Source organism: Cryobacterium sp. 10I1, from assembly GCF_035019805.1.
In the GTDB taxonomy this organism is placed as follows: domain Bacteria; phylum Actinomycetota; class Actinomycetes; order Actinomycetales; family Microbacteriaceae; genus Cryobacterium; species Cryobacterium glucosi.
Genome location: NZ_JASJVF010000248.1, coordinates 1 through 4,659, shown reverse-complemented (window position 1 = coordinate 4,659; position 4,659 = coordinate 1). Strand labels below are relative to the sequence as shown.

At 69.6% G+C, this 4,659-nt stretch carries 4 protein-coding genes and 1 pseudogene; 1 reads left to right on the top strand and 4 read right to left on the bottom strand.

Going from position 1 to position 4,659, the window contains the following annotated elements:
- A partial coding sequence (locus QN345_RS15760) for an NADP-dependent oxidoreductase (protein ID WP_323508847.1) occupies positions 1-662 on the bottom strand: 662 nt, incomplete at its 3' end.
- A gap of 231 nt (positions 663-893) precedes the next feature.
- Between QN345_RS15760 and QN345_RS15755 the strand changes: the two genes are divergently transcribed.
- Complete coding sequence (locus QN345_RS15755) at positions 894-1,832, top strand: phosphodiesterase (protein WP_322140938.1); 939 nt, start codon at positions 894-896, stop codon at positions 1,830-1,832.
- Here the strand turns inward: QN345_RS15755 and QN345_RS15750 are convergent.
- The 3 genes and pseudogenes from QN345_RS15750 to QN345_RS15740 form a co-directional block, all read right to left on the bottom strand.
- Entirely contained in the window at positions 1,829-3,655 is a 1,827-nt protein-coding gene (locus QN345_RS15750) for a stealth family protein (protein ID WP_323508846.1), read from the bottom strand. The two genes, QN345_RS15755 and QN345_RS15750, sit on opposite strands and share 4 nt — an antisense overlap.
- 196 nt (positions 3,656-3,851) lie before the next feature.
- Positions 3,852-4,280 carry a DUF1761 domain-containing protein gene (locus tag QN345_RS15745; RefSeq protein WP_322135288.1) on the bottom strand — a complete coding sequence of 143 codons (429 nt, stop codon included), beginning with the start codon at positions 4,278-4,280 and terminating at the stop codon, positions 3,852-3,854.
- A 49-nt stretch (positions 4,281-4,329) separates the two neighbouring features.
- Positions 4,330-4,659: pseudogene (locus tag QN345_RS15740) on the bottom strand (hypothetical protein); the annotation flags it as partial.

Below are 4,659 nucleotides of genomic sequence, written 5' to 3'. Positions count from 1 at the left end.
GCGTCGATCGTGGCGGGACCGCTGTTGTCGAGCGCAGCCGTCACCCGGGGCACGAGCGCGCGCACCCGGTCGGCGAGACCGGGGCCGTATACGACGGGGATGACGCCGAGACTCCGGAGGAAATCGTGGTTGGCCGGGCTCGCGGTTCCGACAACGGTCGCGCCGGTGCGTACGGCGAGCTGCGCGGCGAGGACGCCGACTCCCCCGGCGGCCGCACTCACGAGCACCGTGTCGTCTCGGGTCAGCGCCAGCGAGCGCACCGACGCCGTCGCGGTGCGGCCCGCGATATCGAGGGCCCCGGCAGGGACGAAACCGAGCGCATCCGGTTTACGGATGACGGCGGATGCTTCGACGACGAGCCAGTCGGCCTGGGCGAACATCCGCGAGCCGCCGAGCACGGCGTCGCCGACGGCCCAGCTCGTCACGCCGGCACCGAGTTCGTCGATGACGCCGGAGAAATCATTCCCGTTGCCGCTCGGCAGGACGACACTGTACGCGCCGGCGGCCGGACCGCCGCGGAGGATCTTCCAGTCCACGGGATTGAGCCCCGCGGCGTGCACCCGCACCCGCACCTGGCCGCGGCCGGGGGCAGGCGGATCGCCGGTGATCACCCGCAGGACTTCCGGGCCGCCGAATTCGGAGAAACGCACGAAACGAGCCATGCGCCCAGCCTATTCAGGGCGCGCAAGACCCGGCACCCCTCGGATGCGGCGGCGCTCGCGGCCGGGCTTCCGCTGCCCGCGAACGGCCGGGCCCCGCCGGCTCTTCTCCGGTCCCGTCGGCATGTTCGTCTGGAATACACCGGCCGTTCAAGGTCGGCTGGTCGAATATTCGGAGTAGAGTCAGTCGACTCAACGATGAGTGCAAACAGTCCCGACGAATGGAAAGTTCATTTGAACCTGCGAACGGCCGAATACCCTAGGCCGGACTATTTCCTGCTCCACCTCAGCGATACCCATGTTCTGGCCGATGGCGGCAGGCTCTACGACCAGGTCGACAGCGCCCGGCACCTCGCCGAACTCTTCGCCGAGGTCGAGGCATCCTCTGGCCGTCCCGACGCCATCATTATCACCGGCGACCTGGCCGACAAGGGCGAACCGGATGCCTACGCCCTCGTCCGCAGCATCGTCGAGCCGGCCGCCGCCCGCCTCGGCGCCCGGGTGATCTGGGTGATGGGCAACCACGACGACCGCTCGGCCTTCCGCGCGGAACTCCTCGGCCAGCCCTCGTCGACAGCACCGATCGACCGCGTCGACTACATCGGCGGCCTCCGCATCATCACGCTCGACACCTCGGTGCCCCACCAGCACTTCGGCACGGTCACCGACGCCCAGCTCGCCTGGCTCACCGAGGAACTCCGCGTTCCCGCTCCCGACGGCACCATTCTCGCAATGCACCACCCGCCCGTTCCGAGCGTGCTCGACCTCGCCGTCTCCGTCGAGCTCCGCGGCCAGGCCCGCCTCGCCAAGGTGCTCCGCGGCACGGATGTCCGCAGCATCATCGCCGGACACCTGCACTACTCCTCGACCGCGATGTTCGCCGGCATCCCGGTGTCGGTGGCCTCGGCCACCTGCTACACGCAGGACCTCAACGTGCCCGTCGGCGGCACCCGCGGCCGCGACGGCGCCCGCGCGTTCAACCTCGTGCACGTCTACCCGGACACCGTGCTGCACTCGGTCGTACCGCTCGGCAGTTACGCCCCCCTCGACTACATCGACCCGGAGGAGAGCGCCCGCCGCCTCGCCGCGTCGGGCATCACGATCATGGGCGCGGGTACTCTCCCGGCGCTCCGCGAGCCGCCGATGACCACGCCGATCCCGGTTCTGAGCTAAGCGGGCCGCGGCGCCTGACCGAGCGCGATCGCGACCGCCGCGCCGGCGAGTTCGCCGGATTCCGCCGAGATGCGCCGGTGCGACTGCCCCTCTCGGCCGAACCGGGCGAACTCGGCCCCCGGGGAGACGCTGTCCGCGGCGGCAGGCGTGCCGCTCGCGGTGGCCTGCGCCTCGCGCTCCCACGGCGCGACGATCGGGAAGTACTGTTCGAGGAACTCGGTCACGGCCGCGCGGCGCACCTCGTCCGAGATCTCGGGGAAGCTGCCGTCGTTGAGGCAGAACATGTCCTGGTCGCGGCGCTTGCGGAGCTTGTTCATCTGGCGCAGCGCGAGCTTGAGCGTCGTCTCGATGTAGAACGACCTGGCCTGGGTCTGCTCGACCGCGCGCCCGGTGGTCAGCGCGTAGTAGTGGTAGAGCGAGTTCGTCACGGAGATGTCGGTCGCCGAACGGAACTGGCTCGCCGCGGTGCGGGCGAAGTCCTCGGGGAACTCCGCCTCGAGCTCCAACAGGACGCTCTTCCGCATCGGCACCGCCGTGTGCTCGAGGTGCCGGGTCGTGACCTTGCCGAAGCGCTCGCGGAGCAGCGCCCGGTTGACCCGGGCGGCGTTCTCGAACCCGCTGCGGCTCGGGTCGTTCTCGCCGAGGCCGATCCGGGTGGATGCCTCGATGAACTTCGTGACGCCGCCCGGCGAGAAGAACAACTCCGGTCCGACCGGGCGGCCGAAGAACATGTCGTCGTTGGAATACAGGAAGTGTTCGGCGAGCCCGGGGATGTGGTGCAGCTGGCTCTCCACGGCGTGCGAGTTGTGGGTCGGCAGCACGCTCGGGTCGGGGAAGAAGTCCTCGCTGTTCATGATCGTGACGCGCGGGTGCTCGGCGAGCCACTCGGGCGCCGGCGAGTCCGTCGCGATGAAGATGCGGCGCACCCAGGGCGCGAACATGTAGACGCTGCGGAGTGCGTACTTGAGCTCGTCGATCTGCCGGAAGCGGGCGTCGGACTCGTCGCCGCTGCCGACGACGTATGCCTTCATCCGCTTGGCGCGTTCGCGCTGGAAGTCGCTCGAGGAGCCGTCGACCCAGGAGAAGACCATGTCGATGTCGAAGCTCACGTCGCTCGCGAGATCGTCGAACATGTGCTGCAGGGTGCGCCAGGTGCGCCCGTACAGGGTGATGGTGGTCTCGCGGGCCTCGCCACGCGGCATCCGCTTGCGCATCAGGGAGTTCTCGACCGGGGCGACGATCTCGTCTTCGCCGAAGAACCAGAGTTCGAACTGGAACGCGGTCTCGGCGCCGTACCGGAGGCGGCCGATCGGTTCGATGCGCGGGCGGTACACCCGGAACACGGATGACTTGCGCAGGGTGGTGAGGGCGCCGTCGGCGAGCAGGAGGGGCTGGGTGAGGTGCCCGTCGAGGGGCTTGGCGTAGAAGGGGTCGTTGGAGAACGCCTCGGCGAGCGCGCGGGTGATGTGCTTGCGGCGCTTGCGATCGACGGCGAGGACCGGGCGGTCGTGGTCGCCGCGGACGAGCAGGAAGTCGATGCCGGCGGCGTCGAGGGCGTGGGCGATCGCGAGGAGGTCCCTGACCATGGACTCGTGCGGGGTGAAGTGGCCGTTGATGAGGGCGATTTCGCCCTTGCGCACGACGACGTCGTCGCGGTCGAAGCGGCGGGTGCGGGCGTCCGGGGAGAGCAGCACCAGTTCGGGTTCCGTGCTCAGTGAGAGCACGGGGACGGCGGAGTTGGCGGTGCCCGCGGTGCTGCCGGTGCCGGCCGGGCTCACCGGGACGACCGACGGCTCTGCGGCTGAACGATCGACGGTAACCATGGTCCTCCTCGGGAAATGGGAACACTCATCAACGGGGCAACCGTGTGTTGCCGGGGAGAGTGCGTCCGGTACGTGCCGGCGGCCGCGACCCGGTCTGAGCCGGGAACCGGCAGCCGACAGCAAGCGGTAGCGTTCCTCCCAGTCTACGTTGCCCGGCGACCCGCCCCGATGACGGCGCCGGGACCTCCGGCGTAGGTCAGAGGGAGTTGATGCCGATCAGGCCGATGATCAGGGCCATCACCTCGAGGGTGACAAGCTCGTGGGCGAGGTTGAGCACGGTGAGCCCGGCGGGGCGCCGGTCGAAGACGTCGTGGGTCACCATCCGGGCGGCGGTGAAGCCTGCCCAGAGGATCAGCGCGGTCAGCAGCGCGTTGGCGAGGAAGCTGCCGCCGTAGAAGTTCTGCGTGATCGCGACGGCGCCCGCGAGCACCCACGCGGTGACGAAGCTCACGAGGACGGTGATCACGATGGGAGCGACCGCGTTGCCGCGCATGCTCTCCTCGTCATGGCCGACCGTACGCATCCAGTACCCGCCGAAGACCCGGCGCGAATACCAGACCGACCCGACGGCCATGCTCGACGCGGTGGCGAGCAGTACCGCCCAGATGTTGATCTCGGGAACCATGAGGGATCCTCTCGCTGCTTCCGCCGGTGGCGGAGGGGATGCCTCGATGTTAGGGCGACGCGGGCCCGTCGGGAGAGATCTCCCCGGATGTCTCCCGGATCGTTAGCTCCGCAGGGTCGGTCACCGGCACGCGGCAGACGAAGTCGCGGCAGAGGTACGCCGTCGGCCGGTCGCGGAGCGGGACACGTCCGGCGAAGAGGCCGAATCCGGCGGCGGCGAGTGTCCGGGACTGGGCCGCTGTGACGGATGCGATGACGCCGACCTCGACGAGCCAGGGGAGCCCGACTTCTCGGCCGCACCCTCCTTCTTCGATGTGCCCGCTGCCGTGAGCGTGACGGCACTCGTCGACAGCGCGAGGCAGCGGGCGACCGGCGTCATC